Source organism: Actinokineospora globicatena (genome assembly GCF_024171945.1).
GTDB classification, from domain to species: domain Bacteria; phylum Actinomycetota; class Actinomycetes; order Mycobacteriales; family Pseudonocardiaceae; genus Actinokineospora; species Actinokineospora globicatena.
In genome coordinates this window covers 2,000,796-2,016,300 of record NZ_JAMTCR010000002.1, presented here as the reverse complement: position 1 = coordinate 2,016,300, position 15,505 = coordinate 2,000,796, and the positions used below count along the sequence as shown (strand labels likewise).

The 15,505-nt window shown below is 71.4% G+C and carries 17 protein-coding genes; 8 read left to right on the top strand and 9 right to left on the bottom strand.

Going from position 1 to position 15,505, the window contains the following annotated elements; all coding sequences use genetic code 11:
• Positions 1 to 8: 8 nt before the first annotated feature.
• Positions 9 to 470, bottom strand: a complete 462-nt coding sequence (locus tag LV79_RS09755) for a hypothetical protein (protein ID WP_253834279.1) — start codon at positions 468 to 470, stop codon at positions 9 to 11.
• 332 nt (positions 471 to 802) lie between these two features.
• Between LV79_RS09755 and LV79_RS09750 the strand changes: the two genes are divergently transcribed.
• Complete coding sequence (locus LV79_RS09750; protein ID WP_253834277.1) at positions 803 to 1,444, top strand: LPXTG cell wall anchor domain-containing protein; 642 nt, start codon at positions 803 to 805, stop codon at positions 1,442 to 1,444.
• 51 nt (positions 1,445 to 1,495) lie between these two features.
• On the opposite strand, the gene LV79_RS09745 is transcribed toward LV79_RS09750, so the two are convergent.
• The 3 genes from LV79_RS09745 to LV79_RS09735 all read right to left on the bottom strand — a co-directional run bounded on the left by LV79_RS09745 (position 1,496) and on the right by LV79_RS09735 (position 4,635).
• Positions 1,496 to 1,969 (bottom strand): Lrp/AsnC family transcriptional regulator, encoded by a 474-nt coding sequence (locus LV79_RS09745; protein WP_253834275.1) that lies wholly within the window; start codon positions 1,967 to 1,969, stop codon positions 1,496 to 1,498.
• Positions 1,970 to 2,016: 47 nt separating this feature from the next.
• The gene (locus LV79_RS09740; protein ID WP_253834273.1) at positions 2,017 to 3,165 is read right to left on the bottom strand and encodes a trans-sulfuration enzyme family protein; all 1,149 of its coding nucleotides are present in this window, start codon (positions 3,163 to 3,165) and stop codon (positions 2,017 to 2,019) included.
• Between the two features lie 849 nt (positions 3,166 to 4,014).
• Positions 4,015 to 4,635 (bottom strand): TetR/AcrR family transcriptional regulator, encoded by a 621-nt coding sequence (locus tag LV79_RS09735; protein ID WP_285469424.1) that lies wholly within the window; start codon positions 4,633 to 4,635, stop codon positions 4,015 to 4,017.
• Here LV79_RS09735 and LV79_RS09725 point away from each other — a divergent pair.
• The 5 genes from LV79_RS09725 (at position 4,619) to LV79_RS09705 (ending at position 9,037) form a co-directional block, all read left to right on the top strand.
• Complete coding sequence (locus tag LV79_RS09725) at positions 4,619 to 5,116, top strand: HIT family protein (protein WP_308208931.1); 498 nt, start codon at positions 4,619 to 4,621, stop codon at positions 5,114 to 5,116. The genes LV79_RS09735 and LV79_RS09725 overlap by 17 nt on opposite strands.
• Positions 5,117 to 5,139: 23 nt before the next feature.
• Positions 5,140 to 5,769 (top strand): hypothetical protein, encoded by a 630-nt coding sequence (locus tag LV79_RS09720; protein ID WP_253834269.1) that lies wholly within the window; start codon positions 5,140 to 5,142, stop codon positions 5,767 to 5,769.
• A 219-nt stretch (positions 5,770 to 5,988) separates the two neighbouring features.
• Positions 5,989 to 6,957, top strand: a complete 969-nt coding sequence (locus LV79_RS09715) for an XRE family transcriptional regulator (protein WP_253834267.1) — start codon at positions 5,989 to 5,991, stop codon at positions 6,955 to 6,957.
• Positions 6,958 to 7,113: 156 nt separating this feature from the next.
• Positions 7,114 to 7,971: an SMP-30/gluconolactonase/LRE family protein gene (locus LV79_RS09710; RefSeq protein ID WP_253834265.1), complete on the top strand. Its 858-nt coding sequence runs from the start codon at positions 7,114 to 7,116 to the stop codon at positions 7,969 to 7,971.
• Between the two features lie 103 nt (positions 7,972 to 8,074).
• Entirely contained in the window at positions 8,075 to 9,037 is a 963-nt protein-coding gene (locus tag LV79_RS09705) for an MFS transporter (RefSeq protein ID WP_253834263.1), read from the top strand.
• 1,490 nt (positions 9,038 to 10,527) lie between these two features.
• On the opposite strand, the gene LV79_RS09700 is transcribed toward LV79_RS09705, so the two are convergent.
• From LV79_RS09700 to LV79_RS09685, 4 genes are all read right to left on the bottom strand, one after another.
• Positions 10,528 to 11,496, bottom strand: coding sequence for a LysR family transcriptional regulator (locus LV79_RS09700; protein ID WP_285469426.1), 969 nt, complete (start codon positions 11,494 to 11,496; stop codon positions 10,528 to 10,530).
• A 257-nt stretch (positions 11,497 to 11,753) separates the two neighbouring features.
• Positions 11,754 to 12,104 carry a hypothetical protein gene (locus tag LV79_RS09695; protein ID WP_253834259.1) on the bottom strand — a complete coding sequence of 117 codons (351 nt, stop codon included), beginning with the start codon at positions 12,102 to 12,104 and terminating at the stop codon, positions 11,754 to 11,756.
• 66 nt (positions 12,105 to 12,170) lie between these two features.
• Positions 12,171 to 12,644: a cupin domain-containing protein gene (locus LV79_RS09690; protein WP_253834257.1), complete on the bottom strand. Its 474-nt coding sequence runs from the start codon at positions 12,642 to 12,644 to the stop codon at positions 12,171 to 12,173.
• A gap of 84 nt (positions 12,645 to 12,728) precedes the next feature.
• Positions 12,729 to 13,238 carry a hypothetical protein gene (locus LV79_RS09685; RefSeq protein ID WP_253834254.1) on the bottom strand — a complete coding sequence of 170 codons (510 nt, stop codon included), beginning with the start codon at positions 13,236 to 13,238 and terminating at the stop codon, positions 12,729 to 12,731.
• Between the two features lie 83 nt (positions 13,239 to 13,321).
• Here LV79_RS09685 and LV79_RS09680 point away from each other — a divergent pair, with 83 nt between their 5' ends.
• The gene (locus LV79_RS09680; RefSeq protein ID WP_253834253.1) at positions 13,322 to 13,744 is read left to right on the top strand and encodes an SRPBCC family protein; all 423 of its coding nucleotides are present in this window, start codon (positions 13,322 to 13,324) and stop codon (positions 13,742 to 13,744) included.
• A gap of 83 nt (positions 13,745 to 13,827) precedes the next feature.
• Positions 13,828 to 14,025: a DUF5302 domain-containing protein gene (locus tag LV79_RS09675; RefSeq protein ID WP_253834252.1), complete on the top strand. Its 198-nt coding sequence runs from the start codon at positions 13,828 to 13,830 to the stop codon at positions 14,023 to 14,025.
• A 38-nt stretch (positions 14,026 to 14,063) separates the two neighbouring features.
• Here the strand turns inward: LV79_RS09675 and LV79_RS09670 are convergent, their stop codons facing one another.
• The gene (locus tag LV79_RS09670) at positions 14,064 to 15,410 is read right to left on the bottom strand and encodes a WS/DGAT/MGAT family O-acyltransferase (protein WP_253834251.1); all 1,347 of its coding nucleotides are present in this window, start codon (positions 15,408 to 15,410) and stop codon (positions 14,064 to 14,066) included.
• Between the last annotated feature and the right edge of the window lie 95 nt (positions 15,411 to 15,505).

Genomic DNA, 15,505 nt, shown 5'->3' with positions numbered 1-15,505 from the left:
CGTCCCCTCTAGCGCTCTCTAGCCGCTAGCCGCAGTCGCATCGCACGCCGCGCGACCAGCCCAGGGCGGGGCGAGCGCACTGACACCGAACTGAGGAAGGCAGGGTCAACGTGCAGACTCGCCGGCGCCGGATAGTCCTCGTGCGGCGCGTTGGGGTGCTCTGGCGGCAAGAGGTCGAGGATCGCGCGTAGCGCCCAACGGGCGTGGCCCTGGTAGGACCACACCACGGACTCGGCGGCGAACACGTCCCAGTCCCGCACGATCCGCGATCTCGCCGCGGTCACGTCGTGCGCGTCCTTGATCACCACGTAGTCGACGTGGGTCTCCCACGCGTAGGTCGCGACGATGGCCTCAGGCCGGTCGGCGCCCCCGCAGAGGTAGACGGTGAAGCCGTCCGAGACGACCGAGCGGAGCAGGTCGTCGATCTCCGTGAGTTCGGACGGTTGTGACTGCTGGCAGGGCTGGCTCATCGTCATCACCCGATTGGCCGGTGCCATCGCCGAGATGCCGCAGGCGGTGATGACACGGTGTGTTCGTGCTGTCTGTCTACCCCACCCGAATGACCCACGGGGGTGGAGTGATGTCAATGACACAAAGAAGACACATATCGATGGTCCCACACCTGCGGGTGATAGCTCGCGAGGTATCGACCGGGTAAACGCTGCACTGCCGGTACCCACCCGCTGCTAGGACCACTCAAACGGGTGACTAGTCTCACGGCGCACCACCGTCGGTGGCTCGACTGTGACTCGTTCGTGTCGGGGGCCACGGACGCCCTGCTGAGGATGGAGTTCCCTTGCGCATGTCCTTCTCCCGCGACTGGCTCCGCCTCGCGGGCCGCACCGCCGTCATCACCGCCGTCGCCGGTCTCTCGCTGCCGCTGCTCGCGGGCACCGCCAGCGCGCACACGCCCACCTACGGGGCCGAGTGCGACCGGGAAACGGGTGTCACCACGGTCTGGATCAAGGCCGAGGCCTACGACCCGTCCGACAACGTCAAGAACACGGTGGTCGTCAAGGACGGCGACAAGGTGCTCATCAACGAGACCTTCCGGGCCAAGCTCGAGAAGAAGACGTGGCAGCTCGACGGCAGCGTCGACCACAAGCTCACCTTCGACGTCGACATCACGCCGGACCCGAACCAGCCCACCTGGGAGCTGCACGAGTCCAAGACCGTGAAGGCGTGCAAGGTCGAGACGACGAAGCCGACCAAGCCGAGCGAGACCACCACCACCACGGTGGCCCCGACCACGACCAAGCCGTCGTCGTCCGCGCCGACCACCGCGAGCACCGTGGTCGCGCCGACCACCACGACCAACCCGAACGACCTGCCGGACACCGGCTCGAACGTCGGGCTCCCGCTGGCCATCGGTGGCCTGCTGGTCCTGGGTGGCGGTGGCGCCCTGTTCGCCGCGCGCCGGGCGAAGCGCGGCAGCAGCAACTAGTCACGTGAACGCGGAACGGCCGGGCCCCGGTGGGCCCGGCCGTTTCACGTTTTACGGGGTCGGAGTCTGAACAGGACTCGTGATCGCCTCGAACACCAGCATGGTGTTGACCGAGACCACCTCCGAGCGGTTGAGCAACCGGGCGATCAGCAGCTGCTGCAGGTGCGTGGTGTCCGGTACGGCTACCTGGATCAGGTAGTCGTCGGGGCCCGCGACGTGCAGCAGCGACACGGTCTCCGGCTGCTCCAACACGAACGCCTTGAACTCTTCGACCACGCGCTGCCGGTGGGGCCTTACCCGTACCGACAGCAGCGCACTGATGGGCCTACCGAGCGCGGCAAGGCTGACCGTCGCGTGGAAGCCGGTGAGCACACCGCGCCGCCGTAGCGATCGCACACGTTCCAGCGCGGTCGACGGGGCGACGCCGACTATCGAGGCGAGTTCCTTGTTCTGCAACCTCGCGTCGCGTTGCAGCTCGCGCAGGATCGCGAGGTCGGTTGCGTCGATGTCGGTTGGCTGGCCCATGCGTCTTCTGTGTCCCTCTGCCGCGGATCGGTCTCCCCGAACTTATGTCAGCGGTGGGCTTCTTTGAGCGCGTAGTCGAGATCGGCCTGGATGTCGTCGGCGTGCTCGAGCCCAACAGACATTCGAAGCACGGACGCGTGCGGTTTGGCCGGTGCCGCGACCGGCCGGTGGGTGAGCGAGGCGGGGTGCTGGATGAGGGTGTCGACCCCGCCCAGGGACACGGCGTGGGTGATCAGCCGGACAGCCTTGACCGTGCGCGCTGCCTCCTCCGGGCCTGCGACGTCGAAGGCGATCATCGCGCCAGGGCCGGACATCTGGCTGCCGATAAGAGCGCCCGACGGGAAGTAGACCCTTCGTACGTACTCGTGGTCGGTGAGCCAGGCCGCGATCTTCTTAGCGTTGTCCTGCTGGGTTAGGACGCGGATCGGGAGTGTCTGGAGGCCGCGGTGGAGCAGGTAGGCGGCGAGAGGGTGCATCAGGCCGCCGGTGACCGCGCGGACCTGCCGCAGCTTGGTAGCCCACTCTGCGGAGGTAGCGACAACGCCGCCGATGACGTCACCGTGTCCCCCGAGGTACTTGGTCGCCGAGTGCAGAACCATGGTGGCGCCGTGCTCGATCGGACGCTGCAAGACCGGCGTCGCGAAGGTGTTGTCGACGATGACCGGGACGCCGTTGGCCTGCTCGACGACGGACTTGAGGTCCAGCAGTTCGAGGGTGGGGTTGGCTGGGGTCTCGACCAGAACAAGCCCGGTGTCCTTACGCAGCGCGGCCGCGATGCCATCGGGGGTCGCCCAGGTGACCGTGGTGCCTAAGAGGCCGGTTGCGAGCACGTGGTCGGAACCGCCATAGAGCGGACGCACGGCCACAACATGGGGCTTCCCAGCAGCGACGGTGGCCGTAAGACACGCGGCTAGCGCTGCCATCCCCGAACCGAACGCGACGGCCTGGTCGGCAGTCTCTAGCTGAGCCAACGCCGTCTCGAAGCGCGCGACCGTGGGGTTCCACAGGCGCTGGTAGACCAACCCACCCTCGGCGGGCGGTAGACCCCCGGTCGCGAGGGCCTCGTAGGCAGCCCCACCGGACTCGACGTCCGGAATGGGGTTGGTGGTGGACAGGTCTATCGGCGGAACATGCACCCCAAGCCCCGCGAGATCTTCCCGCCCCGCGTGCACCGCCATGGTGGCCAGACTGTTCATCCCGCACCCTCCTCAGGTCCCCCAAAGAATGAGCCGCATCTCCCCCTCGCGGACCACTCCCCGAACCCACCCGCCTTCCCCCCTCACCCGACCTCCTCCCGGTTCGGCGCCCCCACCTCCCCACCCCCACAAACCGAATCCGATTCGCCCCCTGCAGACCCCGGACACCCACAAGCCCCACTTTCGCCACTCACCCGACCCGCTCCTGACCTCCCCTGCGCTGACCAGGCGACCTCTGGCTAGCGGCCCTCTTCGGCGCCTCAAATTTCACTCTTACTAGCGACAGAAGTTGTCCACATGTGGATCTCTGCGGGTGCCTTTTCAAGATCGCCCGTGGGTGGGTCCCGGTAGACTGGCCCAGGGACGCCCCCCGGAGAGGGTGGGGGCCGGGCCAGGCTTGGGGTGGGGCCCCGGGGGCGTCAACGGAGTTCGCCCGAAGGTGTGACGGGGGCGGCTGCGGGGGCGGCCGGGGCGGCGACTTGGGGGTCAGGCAGACGACGCCCGGTGCGGGGTGATGAGTGGCTGCGGGGGTCGGCTTGGGGGGCAGGCAGACGACCTCCAGCACGGGGTGATGAGGGCGGATCGAGTACCGCCCGGGCATGCGGCAGCGCGGCGCGCGGATTGGGCAAACGCTTTCGTGCGGTGGTGGATCCAGCAGGGCAGGCGTTCGCGGGAGTGTGCGTGGGCGAGGTCCGAGTGGGCAGGGCGAGCGTCGTGGCCGAGCACGCGGTTGGGCTGACGCCATCTGTGTGCGACGGCGAGGCGGGCGTCCAAACAGACGCTGTCGTCGCGCGGCGGCGCAAGGAGAGCGGATCGGCTTTCGAGTCCGTGGGTAGGCGGCCCCGTCGCCTAGGGGGCTGGTTCGTGGGCGGCTACCAGGTTTTCGATGATTCTTCGGGTTTGGTCGAGGGTGTCCTGGTGGCCGGTTTGGGAGAGGCGGAAGGCGAGGCGGGTGAGGACGTCGGCGAGGGTGGTGCACTGCAAGAGGGTGGTGCGGAGGGCGGGGGTGTCCGGGAAGGCGAAGTGGCGGATCAGCAGGGTGGCGAAGGCTTCCGCCAGAGGGTCCCTTGTGTCGTCCGCCTGCTCCAGTTCGCCCGCGGCCAGGCCCGCACCGCTGATGGCGCGGAAGCCGTCCTCGGTGCGGCACATGTCCACATAGACCGCGTAGGCGCGGTCCACAGCGGCGCGCCAGGTCGGGGTGGGGGTGTGGTCGGCGAGGACGCGGTCCTGGAAGCGGCGGGTGTTGCGTTCGACGACGGCGCGCATGACGGCGGTCTTGTCGGGGAAGTAGCGGTAGACGGATCCGATCGAGACGGTGGCGGCCTTGGCGATGTCCGCTGTGGTGGTGGCGGCGTAACCCTTGTCGGCGACGACCCTGGCCGCGGCGTCGAGGATCCGCTCGATCTGGCGGCTGGCCCGATACTGGGTGGGCGTGCGCCGGACCCGGTAGGGCGTGTCTGGAACGGTCACGCGGCCATTGTGCCCAGATGGATTCGGACGTTCGGCCCAGGTGGAGGAATCCTTGTCGGAAACATGCGTGTTCTGCCGAATCATCGCGGGGGAGCTGCCCGCTGTCATGGTTCACCAGGACACTGACGTGGTCGCGTTCCTGGACCACCGCCCGTTGTTCCGCGGGCACGTCCTGCTCGTGCCCCGCCAGCACGTGACCGTCCTCAGCGACCTGCCTGCCGAGCAACTGGTCCCGTTCTTCGGCACGGCCCAGCGGCTGGAGCGGGCGGTGGAGGACGGCCTCGGCGCGGACGGGTCGCTCGTGCTGATCAACAACATCATCAGCCAGTCGGTGCCGCACCTGCACCTGCACGTCATCCCGCGGCACCGCAAGGACGGGCTGCGGTTCTGGCTCGGCCCGCGCCACCCCTACGACGCCGAGCACCCCGCCGAGGAGTACGCCGCCAAGATCCGCGATCACCTGGGGTATAACGGTCAGTAGCGCGTCGACCCCAGGGAGCGGCGATGGACTCGGCCGACCAGCTCACCGACCTCATCTCCCCCGTGCCGGTCGCCCACCTGACCGCGGTGCTCGCCCGCTGGCTGTGGGACGGGCACCGGGCGGCCGCGGAGCTGCAGGAACTGCGCCGCGACGACGAGCGCGGGGTGTGGGCGAACCCGGTCAGCTACGGGACCGACCGCTACCAGTACCTGGTGACCACGGCGGCCTCGCTGTGCACCGAGGTCGACGACCTGCAGCCGGACCGCGGTTTCCAGTCGCTGCTGCTGAAGCTGCCGCGCGCGGCGCTCTACCCGCTCAGCGCGCCGCAGGGCCCGGACGGTCCGCTCGGCATGGCCAGCGACCTGCGCCGGGAGCTGCTCGGCGAGGGCGAGCGGCAGGAGTTGGCCCTGCTCAGCCGTCGCGAGCTGTGGGTGGAGGGCCGCGACCTGGTCCTGCTGCCCTGGCAGGGCAACGAGGACGCGGGCCTGGTCGGGCTGTGGGCGGGCAAGGGGGTCCGGCAGCGGGGCGAGGGCAGCCGGGTGGACTGGGAGTGGCTGGTCGAGCTCGACCTGACCGGCGGCAACGGGCAGGCCGCGCTGTTCCCCACCGGTCCTCGCCGCCCGCGACCGCGTGCACACCGGGACTTCGCTTAGGGGCTACCCCATAGATCTGGCGCGAAGGTTCGTGGCCCGCGCGGTGTGCGGGCGGAAAGCTCTCGTACTGAGCTCTTCCGGCCATGCGTCAAGGGTCGTGCGGGCGCGGATAGCGCGTACCAGACTTGCAGGACAGCGACTTGGGCCCTGCGGCGGCGCGAACACGGGCGGTAGGCGAGGATGGCGCGGTTGCTGTCGTCGTAGGTGGGAGTCCGACCGGTGCCGAGCGAGCCCTTCGACCCGCCTCGGCTGACCATGGCGCGACGGCTCGCGGGTCTCGGGGTCGGTCCGCTGTCCGAGCGGGTCGGGGTGGACGTCGAGCCGTTCGAGCTCGGTCAGGCGTACCCCGGCGCCACCACCCTGCGCGACCTGGCCAGGGCGCTCGACGTGCCGGTCGCGTTCTTCCACCCCGGCCGCCCCCGGTTGCACCTCGACCTCGCCCGCACCTCCCTGCCGCGCGGCGCCGACCGGACGGCCGCGGCGCTGGAGTTGCTGTGGGAGGTGCTGTGCGAGGTCGGCCAGCACGTCGACCTGCCTGCCGCCCGGTTCGGGCCGCCGACGTTCCCGACCGCGCTCGCGCACCGGGTCCGCACCGCCTGGGGTGTCCCGACCGGGCCGCTGCCGGGTCTCATCGAGCACCTGGAGGGCCAGGGCGTCCTGGTCGCGTACGTGCCGGGGACGGGGTGCGCGGCGGAACTGCCCGGGCACACGGTGATCGGCGTGGTCGCAACGATGTCGCAGGTGGAGCTGCGGTGGTCGGTCGCGGAGCAGTTCGGGCACCTGTTGACCGGCACCGGGCAGGCGTCCGCAACGGCGTTCGCCGCGGAGTTGTTGTTGCCCGCCGACGCGTTGACGTGCGCCGGTCGTGATCCGGTCGAGCTCGCCGCAGGCTTCGGCGTGCCGATGGACCGGCTGGTCAGGCGGGCCAGGGGGTTGGGCATCCGGCTCCGCGCGGTCGCGGGCGACGCGCTCACGGTGCTCAACGCCGAGCAGAGTCGCAACGGTGCGATCAGGGACGGTCGCCTGCCCGTAGACGAGCCCTCGATGCTCATCGAGGCCGCGCGGATGGCGTTCGCCGATCCGGTGACCGAGCTGTCGGCAACGTTGCGCGTGCCGCCGCGCACCGTCACCGGGTTGCTCGGGCTTGTCCCGGCTGTGGTGGGACGACACCTCACCGCCGTGCGCTAATTCCGCCCGAGACCGGCACCGGGCGTGCCGGACCCGGCTACCGTCGGTGCGCGGGGTCGGGAAAATGGGACGTCCGGGGACTTGCTTTCTCCCCCGCCGCCGGACACATTGGTTCAGACCACTTAATGGTTCAGACCACCAGGGGGCGAGATGGCGATGATCAGGCCTACCGAGCTGACCGCCGGGGTGTGCGTCGGCCTGCTGGGCAGACGGGTGCGCGGGCCGCACTGGACCGGCCGCCAACTGTCCTGGGTGGACACCACACGGGCGGGTACCGGTGCCTCCGGCCCGTCCGAGCCGGAGGCGCACGAGACAGGCGGCCCGGGCGGGCAACTGGGCGGCAGCCTGCAACTGGGCCGGATGACCCCGCTCGGCCCCCGGCACGTCGCGACCCTGGTGCTCGACGGCCGGGTCACCGGCGCCGTCCCGGCCGACGGCGGCTGGGTGATCGGCGGCGACCCGGCGTTCCTGCGCCGCGACGGCCGCGTCGTCGGGCTCGACCTGCCGCCGTGCACGGGGATCTGGTGCGACCCGGCCGGGCGGCTGTGGCTCGACACCGGACACGCGCTGCACCGGGTCGACCTCGGCGGGCGGGTGCTGAGCGTGCTCGACGGCCCGACCGACGCGCTGGCCTGGAGCCCGGACACCCGCACCATGTACCGGGTGTGCGACGGCGGCCTGGTCGCCCACGAGTTCGACCTCGCCAACGGCACGACCGGCGCGGCGCGACCGCTGGTGTCCTCGGCGCGCGGGGTCGCGGTGGACGTCGACGGGTTCGCCTGGGTCGCCGGTGGCAACACGGTGCGGCGGGTGGACCACACCGGCGTCGCGTACACGATCGTCCGACTGGCGGACGCGACGGCGGTCGGCTGCTGCTTCGCCGGGTCGACCTTGTTGATCACCACGGCCGGTGGCGAGGTGCACGCGTGCGAGCCGGGCACGACCGGGGCACCGTCGGTGCGCTGGATGGGCCTGCCCGGACGGGGCAGGACGGACGCGCCCGCGTTCCCCTGACCAGAGCAGGGTGATCACCGACCGCTGCGGCCGGTTCGTATGTTCGAGCGAATCCGCTTGATCGGTCTACAACTCTACGGCGCCACCAGGTACCCACCTAGGTGTGGACACTGCAGCGCACTGGCGCGCGCCCGCCGTCATCCTCGGGGTGGCCGCGCTCGCCCCCCTCGCGGCAGGCTTCGCGCTCGGCTGGGCGAACTGGGTGACCGTGCCGGTCATGCTGGTCGCGCTCGGCATCGCCGGACTTGTCGTCAAGCAGGTGCTGTTCCACCGCGAACAACGGGAACTGCGCGCCGAGGTGGCCAGGGAACGCGCCAAGCCCGCGCCGGAACCGGCCCCGCACGCCGAGCACCACGTGCCCGCGATCCCGGTGGACAGCGCCGAGCCGTACTACCGGTTCATCCTCGCGTGCACGGTCTGCTGGCAGCCCAGCGCCGGACTGCCGCAGCACGGGAACCTGCGCGGGCTGGCGGTGCACTCGATCCTGGAGCGCGCGCGGTCGGTCACAGTCACCGGGTCGCCGACGGAGGCCGAGGTGGTCCAGACCCGACTGGCGGCCGAACTCGGGGCGATGGCGCCGGACCGGTCGGGGCAGATCATCGCGTGGGCGGAGAACGTCGGGCTGACCGTGCCGGACGAGGACGCCAGGCGGCTGGACCGGTTGACGGAGCTGCGCAAGGAGAAGCAGGTCCGCCACCACGAGCAGGAACTCGAGCAGCGGACCCGCGCGTACCTGGCCGACGAGATCCTCACCGACCCGGGCACCGCCGTCGTCTGGTGGCTGGCCCGCCACCCCGAGCAGGTCAGGGAAGCGGCCGACCTCATCCCCACCTTCGCCCGCATCACCGCCGCCGTCACCAAGACCGAGATCGCCCCCCAGTACGCCGAGCGCCTCGACGAACGCCCCACCCTCAGCGCCGTCGGCTGGCCCCGAATCGGCGGACCCTCCGAAGAGGACAGACGAAGCCTCCCCGTCTCCGACGCCCCGGACCAACCCCTCTGGCCCCGGGGCAACCGCGACCACGGCGACTTCGACGAACCCGAGGACTCGACCTCCGCCCGCTGACCCAGTTGATCACCCGGTAGGCAGTTGGGCTCCCCGCCTGCTTCTACCGTCCACTCGGGAGCATGAACTGGGGATTTGTTGTTGGGGTGGCTCGGAATTTCCCTCTTCTGGGTGACAGAAGTTATCCACATGTGGATCTCCGCGGGGGTCGGTTCAAGATCGACTGTCGGTGGGTCCCGGTAGACTGGCCCAGGGACGCCCCCCGGAGAGGGTGGGGGCTGGGCAGGGGGTTGCCTGCGCGCGCGGGCGCGAAGCGGGCGTTGCGGGGTGGGGGCGGCGCACGCAGGCGCGAAGCGGGTACTGCGGGATGGGGCGGCGAGCCGGGCGGTGTGGGTGGGGTCTCGCCTGTGTGTGGGCGCGAAGCGGGCGTTGTGGAGTAAGACGGCGTTGCTTGTGGCTGGGCGGGGCAGGCGGGTGGACGGGCGACGGGAGTCGGGTCGCGGTCGTTGGGTATCCACTGTGGATCTGGGAGTGGGGCTCCGGCTGCGGAATGCGTTGGGGGGATTGTCGGGCGGTGGGGCGGGTGGGCCGGGAATGCGATTGATGATGTCGCCGCTGTGTGGAGCCGGAACTTGACTCGATCGCGGGGGCGGACAAAGCGCGGGGGCGGAGTGGGAATCGCGGCGGAGCGGGTGAGTGCTTGGGATGGGGGCGAACCGCGGTTCGTTGGGCGGGCGGGACGGATTTGACCGGAACGCGGATTCAGGTGGGGTGAGTGTGCTCGAGGCGGGCCCGGCTCAGCCTGCCGGACTCAGCCAGCGGGCCACAGCTTGCACGAGAAGAACGGCGCGTGGCAGCCCTGGTCTCGTATGGCTGGCTGGGGCACGAGGAGCGGCGCCACCCGCCCCGCGCACCACCGGCGCTCTGCGGCGTTGGCGACTGCAGACGGCACAAGCAGGCGGTCCACGGTCCGGATGGCCCGCGTCCGGCGACAGGGGCGGCCGCGTGGCATCAGGCAGCGGGCGCGGCGGGGTGGTCGGGCAGGAGGGCGAGTGCGGCCGAGGAGACCTGTCACGGGGCCCTAAGGGGCCCGAGAGGCGTGACAGGCCCCGGTGTCGGCTCCACCCGACCTCCGGGGCCCGCCGTCCCCATCGCGCGAGGGCGCGGTGCGCGGTGTCCCGGCCGCGGCGACCGCAGAGGCGATGCGGACGGACGGTGATCCGCTGCCGACCCTGCACGGCGCGGTCCACCGTTCCGACGGCAATGGTCCCCGGTTCTGCGGTTCGCGGCAACGACGTCCATCACTTAGCGGTCATCTAAATTCTTAACTCACCGGGTGCGAGCGAGCGACTACACTCTTTTGGCTCAGCGGACGGGCCGCCAGGTGCGGTCGAATCGGACTTTCCGGGCATCGTGGGGCGTCAGTGGGTGGTGGCGGCGTGGTCGGGGGGCCGAGGTTGGGTGTGGCGGCAGTCGCGCATCCCACAAACAAGCGTTTGTTGCATTAAGGCCCGATTGGCGGAGGTCAGCGGGCCCGAGCCGATCAGGGGTCATCCGTTGTGCTGAGCCCACCACACCGGGTAGCTGGGGTTGCGGTCGATGAGCCGGTGGTAGGCCTCGGTGACCGCGCGCCGCAGCATCTCGGGGTCGATCGGGCCGAGGTCCTTCCAGGCCAGTTCGAGCCGGTTGCAGATCGGGTCGCCGCGCAGCGGGCGGATGACCAGGCCGCGGCCCTCGCTGGAGGTCGGCTGGGCGAGGCTGACGCACTGGCCGCTGGTGATGAACTCGCGGGCCGAGGTGGAGTCGCTGATCTCGTGGGTGATCCTGGGCTCGAACCCGGCCGCCCGGCAGGCCGCGCGCAGCGGGCCGATGCCGCCGTGGTCCTCCTGCGGGTCGATCATCCAGTTCTCCTCGGCCAGGTCGGCGAGGTCGATGACGTCGTGGGCGGCGAGCCGGTGCCGGTCCGAGAGCCCGACGAACTCCGGTTCGCGCTCCACCACGACCTCGCGCCGCACCCCCTCGGCGGTCCCGATCTCGAACCCCATGACGTCGCAGAGCACCGCCGCGTCCAGCCTGCCCGCGCGGACCCGCCCCTGCAGGGCCGCCGCCGACGGGTCGGTGTGCACCTGGACGCTCAACGGGGCCACGTCGGGGCCGTGTAACTCGGCGTACGCGGCACCCAGCAGCGGCACGACGACCGAGAGCAGCGGGCTCGGCCTGCCGCCGATCTTCAGCTCGACCGGGCCGCGCGGGGTCGCCAGCGCGTTCGCCTCGCCGCGCAGGTCGGCCATCTCGTTGACCACGGACCGGGCCCTGGCCAGCACGGTGCGCCCGAAGGAGGTCGGCACCACGCCGGTTCTGGCGCGTTCGAAAAGGGGCGCGCCCATGGCTCGTTCAATCCGTTGAAGTTGAGAAGTCAACGAAGGTTGGGACAAACCGAGTGCCGCGGCGGCCTTGGTGATACTTCCCTCGTCGGCCACCGCGATGACAATCCGCAGGTGTCGGAACTCCAGTTCCATGGTCCACATGTTATGGCCCTGGATTATGCGGCCGACATGGGGAACGCGGGTGAGAGCAACCACCGGATCGCGCCCCGCCCCGGTGCCGACCGACGGGATCGTTCCCGGCCCCGCACCCTGGCGTTATCGGGAGCGGCAGGCCTCGGCTTGGGGGGTGTGCCGAGGCCTGCCCGGCCGACCGCCGCGCTGCCCGTGCCCGGGGGGAGGGCGGTGGGCGCGTCCAACGGCCGGGTCTGCGGGGTGCTCCCACACCAGGGTTACCCCTCGTCGAGCCGGGCGAAACGGGCGTCGACCGGGGAGAGCACCAGCCGGGCCACCCCGTCGTCGACCCCGCGCAGCTCCACCACCAGACCGTCGACCACCGCGGCGTCGCCCGGGTTCAGCGTGATGTCGACCCCGCCGCCCGCCACCCGCACCCGGTCGCGGGTGACCTCGGCCTTGAGCCGCGCGTCGAGCACCTCCAGCGTCGGCGACCCGGTGACGGCCACCTCGCACCGGGTCGCCGTGCAGTGCCACGTGTCGTCCTCGGCGCCGCACCCGGCCACCCCGGTGCCCACCACGAGCGCCGAGGCGACCGCGCAGCGGCCGAGCAGCGACCTTCGCACCATGTACGGCGCATCGGCGCCCGCCGGGGATCCGCTACCGGAACCGGCGCGGAACACCCGGCTGGCCCATTACACGTGGTACTGGTCGTGCCTGGCGTAGAACTCGGTCCACTCGGCCTCGGTGAGTTCCCGGCCGGATTCCCGGATCTCGGCGAGTTCGACGAAGTAGTCCTCGCGCGGTTCCCCCGGCGCGAACAGGATCAGCATCGAGGCGGGTTCGTCGGATTCATTCGCGAACGCGTGCACGCCGCCTTCCGGGACGAACAGGAAATCGCCGGGTGTCGCGGTCACCCACCGCTGCCCGTCGAACAACCGGACCGCGCCCTCGATGATGTAGAACGATTCGGAGATCGTGCGGTGGAAATGCGGTTTCGGGCCGCCCGCTTGCGGCGCCATGTCCCAGCGGAACAGTCCGAATTGCCCACCGGTGACCGTTCCCGGTGCGACGAAGTGCGCCGAGGTGGTCGGCCGGTCGAGCACGGTGATCTCGTCCACCGGCCGGAACAGCGCGCTGTGCTCACCAGTGGTCCCCAGGTACGACATGGTTCTCCTCTCGCCAGGAGCACACTCTCCCACCACGGGGCCGTTGCGCGCACCACCCGGGCGCGCACCATCCAGAGAGGACACTCAGTCGTCGCAGGCGAGGCGCCTGGTGCGCACCGGGCGGGGCACCCTGGTCATCGCCCGCACGCGCCTGGTCCTGCCGTGCACGGCCAGCAGCGCCAGCAGCTCGCCGTCGACGGTGGCCGCGAGGGTGCGCTGCGCCCAGTCGGACGCGGCGAGCACCGCGCCGTGCGAGATGGGCTTGCCCGCGAACGCGTCGTGCAGCAGGCACCACTCGGCCAACCGCGCCGCGACCGGTTCCGCGACCGCCACCGCGGGCCGCACCCTCGCCGCCCACCGGCCGAAACCGGGGCCGCGCTGGGCCCGGTCGTCGATGCGGGCGATGGCGGCGGCGTTCGCGGTCGCCCGGTCCGGGTCGCGCAGCACGGCGGCGAGGAACTCGGCCTCGTCGGGCGGGTCGGCGGCTCGGTACCAGGCCACCCGCCTGGCCGGGTCGGCGCCGAGCGCGCGCTGGTCGCACTCGGTGCCCTCCGCCAGTTGCGCCACAGCCGCGATGTGGTCCAGCAGGTTCACCAGTCGTCCTCCGCCGAGAAAGATCCACCGCCGAGGATAGCCAGGTGCCGCCCGCCGCTGATCATCGGCGCTACCCTTGGTCGATGCGGTTCGGTACCCGGGTTGACATCGCCGCACCGGCGGCACGCGTGTGGGAGGTCTACCGCGACATCGAGTGGTGGCCCGAGTGGACGGCGTCGGTGACCTCGATCACCGCGCTCGGCGGTGGTCCGCTGCGCGTCGGATCCCGCGCGCGCATCCGGCAACCCCGGCTGCCCACCACGGTCTGGACCATCACCGAGTTCGAGGACGGCCGGTCGTGGACCTGGGTCGCGGGTGGTCCCGGCGCGCGAACGGTTGCCACGCACACGGTCGAGCCGCTCGGCGACGGCGCGCGGGCGGTGCTGACGCTGGAGATGACCGGACCGCTGGGGCTGGTGATCGCGAAGCTCACCGCGGGCCTCACCGACCGGTACCTGGCCCTGGAAGCGGAGGGGCTCAAGGCGCGCGCCGAGGGCACCCGGTGACGCCCTGAGCGAAACCGGGTCGACCGATCGGCGCGCACGTGCGAGGCTGGCAGGACCACCCGTCTTGCCTGGAGGTCACCACCATGTCCGAACAGCCCGGCCAGACCGAGGAAACCCCTGGCGCGGACACCGAGGACGTGAAGGCCCGCTTCCGCGAGGCGCTGGCCCGCAAGCAGGCCCAGTCCAAGAACGGCCAGGGCCACGCCGACTCGGGGTCCAAGGTGCACGACGCGCACGGTCGCGCGGGCGCCAAGCGCCAGTTCCGCCGCAAGAGCGGCTGATCCCAGGACGCACTCCCCACTGGCCGGCCTCGAGCGCTCTACACCGCGCTCTCGAGGTCGGCCAGTTCCGTGTCGAGGTGGGTGAGCAGCCGCTGCAGGTGCGGGACGGTGCGGCGGCAGCCGGTGAGACCGAACTCCAGCGAGCCGTTGTAGCTGGTCACCGTGATGTTGAGCGCCTGGCCCTCGTACGGGATGGACACCGGGTACACGCCCAGCATCCGCGCGCCGTTCCAGTACAGCGGTTCGGTCGGCCCGGGGACGTTGCTGATCATCAGGTTGAACGCGGGCGGGGTGAGCCGCACGGCCCCGGGGAGCAGGCCGAGCGCGAGCGGGGCGAACGGGATGGCGCTCAGCGCGGTCACCTGCAGCTGCGACATGCCGCGGTAGACGTCCTTGCCGCTGCGGGTGGACTCCGTGATCGCGGCGAGCCGGTCGGCCGGGTCCGCCAGGTCGGTGGCCAGGGTGCACAGGATCATGCCGAGCGCGTTGCCGCCCGCGCTGTCGTCGCCACCGCGCAGCGACATCGGGACGGCGGCGACCAGCGGGCGCTCCGGCAGCGCGTCGAGCTCGAGCAGGTACCGCCGCAGCGCGCCCGCGCACATCGCCAGCATGACGTCGTTGACCGTCGCACCGGCCTTCTCGCCGACCGCGCGGACCCGCGCCAGCGGCCAACCCTGCGCGGCGAACCGGCGGGCACCGGTGATCGGCACGTTGAGGATCGACCGGGGCGCGGCGAAGGGCAGTGTGGCGGTCTGCGCGCGGAAGACCTCGTTGGCGTACCTGGCGAACGCGGGGCCGAGGCCGGCGATGTCGCGCAGCACCGCGCCGACCCCGGCGCGCGGCCGGGTGGCCACCTCGGGCCGCTCGTCCTCCCGGTTCGCCCACGGCGGTCGGGGATCGCGCACGGCCGGGTCGGTGGTCAGCGAGCGCTGCAGCAGCCGCAGCGCCGAGACGCCGTCGAGCAGCGCGTGGTGGGCCTTGGTGTAGAGCGCGAACCGGTTGTCCCGCAGGCCTTCCACCAGGTGCGCCTCCCACAGCGGGCGGTGCCGGTCGAGCAGCGAGCCGTGCAGCCGCGACACCAGCTCCAGCAGTTCGCGGACCCGCCCCGGGGTGGGCAGCGCGGAGAGCCGGACGTGGTAATCCAGGTCGAGCCGGTCGTCGTCGGTCCACACCCACTGCCCGACCGTGCTGACCGGGCCGCGCGGCCTGCGCCGCAGCAGCGGGTGGATGTCGTCGGCGGCCAGCAGCGCGCGGTGCAGCTCGCCGACGTAGTCCGGTCCGGCGCCCTCGGGGAGTTCGAACAGCTGCAACCCGCCGACGTGCAGCGGGTGCTCGCGGGACTCGCCGAGCAGGAACATCGACTCCGTGACGGGCATCAGCGGCACGGTCGGCCTCCTCCGGCTCGGTGTGCGCGGACCCGTCGAACGCTGCCACCGGGGGCCGCGCCGCGCAATCGCCGCACCGCGAGCAGGTACCCGCT